This is a genomic window from Streptomyces sp. FH025, assembly GCF_017427025.1.
In the GTDB taxonomy this organism is placed as follows: domain Bacteria; phylum Actinomycetota; class Actinomycetes; order Streptomycetales; family Streptomycetaceae; genus Kitasatospora.
This window is the reverse complement of the sequence record NZ_JAFLNG010001019.1, coordinates 1-1,987: the sequence shown is the minus strand read 5'-3', so window position 1 is coordinate 1,987 and position 1,987 is coordinate 1. Positions and strand designations below refer to the sequence as shown.

General features: G+C 75.5%; 1 protein-coding gene and 1 pseudogene. One reads left to right on the top strand and one right to left on the bottom strand.

The genetic code is table 11. From position 1 onward, the window contains the following. Positions 1 to 1,312 (top strand): DUF1254 domain-containing protein (locus tag J0670_RS36805; protein ID WP_207817128.1); only part of this gene is annotated, 1,312 nt, incomplete at its 5' end. Here J0670_RS36805 and J0670_RS36800 read toward each other — a convergent pair. Continuing rightward, positions 1,313 to 1,987 (bottom strand): annotated as a pseudogene (locus J0670_RS36800) (hypothetical protein); the annotation flags it as partial.

Genomic DNA, 1,987 nt, shown 5'->3' with positions numbered 1-1,987 from the left:
GGCCGCCGACGCCTACGTCTACGGCTACCCACTGGTCGCCGGCCTCACCATGGTCCAGCGCTTCGCCGACGGCGGCATGGGCACCCTCCCGGCGGCGCCGTTCAACCACTTCAGCCACGCCACCCGGCTGGCCGGACCGGGCGACCAGTTCGTCTCGGTCAACAACGACACGATCTACTCGATCGCCCAGCTCGACCTCTCCGAGGGCCCGCAGGTGCTGCACGTCCCGGACGCCGCCGACGCCTACTACGTGCTGCAGTTCATCGGCGCCTGGACGGACAACGTCGCCTACCTCGGCCGCCGGGCCACCGGCACCGACGCGCAGACCTGGCTGCTCGTCCCGCCGGACTGGCACGGCACCCCGCCGGACCCGAGCCGGGTGATCGAAATGCCGACCACCGTCGGCACCGTCGTCGGCCGCTTCGCCTGCACCGGCCCGGGCGACCTGCACAGGGTCAGGGCCCTTCAGGAGGGCCTGCGGCTGGAGCCGCTGGAACGCGGCGGCCTGGTCGCCGGACTCCCCGAGCCCGACCCGGACGTCCCCGAGCGGCTGGCCTTCTTCGAGCGCCTGCGGGTGTGGATGCAGGCCTTCCCGCCGGCCACCCCCGACGTCGAGTACCAGCGCCGCTTCGCCCCGCTCGGCCTGCTGGACGACGGCGTCTCGCCGTACCGCGCGACCGCCCCGGAGTGGACCCTCGCGCTCGCCAAGGGCCTGGCCGCCGGGCGCGAGCGGGTCGAGGACGCCACCCGCCCGCCCGAGGACCACCCGCCCGGCGCGTGGCGCTCCTCGCTCCACCTCTTCGACTACAACCTCGACCACCTGGGCCCCGGCACCCTGGACGACCCCGAGTGGCGCATCCCCGACCGCCGCGCCGCCTACCTCAGCCGAGCGGCCGCCGCCCGGGCCGGCCTCTGGGGCAACCACGCCTACGAGGCCTCGTACGCGACGACCTACGACGACTCCGAGGGCCACCCGCTCAACGGCGCCCACACCTACACCCTCCGCTTCGACCAGCCGCCGCCGGTCGAGGCCTTCTGGTCCGTCACGATGTACTCCGTCCCGGACTACTACCTGGTGGAGAACCCGATCGACCGCTACTCGATCGGCGACCGCACCCCCGGCCTGGTCCACGACGAGGACGGCTCGCTGACCCTGACCCTCCGGCACGACCAGCCCGACGACCCCACCGCCGCCGCGAACTGGCTCCCCACCCCGCCCGGCGAGTTCCGCCCGATCATCCGGCTCTACCAGCCGAAGGCGCCCGTGCTGGACGGCAGCTACCAGGTCCCCCCGATCCACCGCATCGACTAGCTAGTGCCCCGACGGGCCCGCCGCCGTGCCCGTCGGGTGCGGTGACGCGGTCCCGGTCGGCGTGGCGGTCACCGTCCCCGAGGGCGACCCGGACGGGGAGGCCGACCCGGACGGCGAGGACGGCCCGGAAGGCGAGGACGGCGAGGGCGCCGAAGACGGCGTACCCGACGGCCCGCTCGGCGCCGCCGTCGGTCCCTCCGTCGGCCCCGCCGTCGGGGTGGCCGAAGCCGTGCCGCCCGCCCCCGGCGGCGGCTCCGCCGGCGTGGACGCCGAGCCGCCCCGGTGCTGCGGCCCGCCCTCCAGGGTGACCACCGCCTGCGAGGGCGGCAGCGCGATCCGGGCGGTCCAGTGCGCGGTGGGCGCGAGGTCCTGGTCCACGGTGACGATCACGGTGATCCGCTGCCCGGGCGCCAGCGTCCCCGAGTCGCGGCTGAGCCGCAGCCAGCCGGCGTCCGTCACGGCGTGCCAGTGGATCTCCGTCGTACCGGAGTTGGTGAGGGTGAGCACCGTCCGGCTGCCGTACTCGCCGGCCTCGACGGTGAGCAACCCGGTCGGGGCCCGGTCGACCGGGCCCGACCCGGGAGCGGAGGTCCGCTCGACCACGGGGACGGGCGCGGCGACCAGGGTCGGGCTGTCGAGCGGGGTCGAGCCCCGGGTCGGCACCGGGACCAGAGG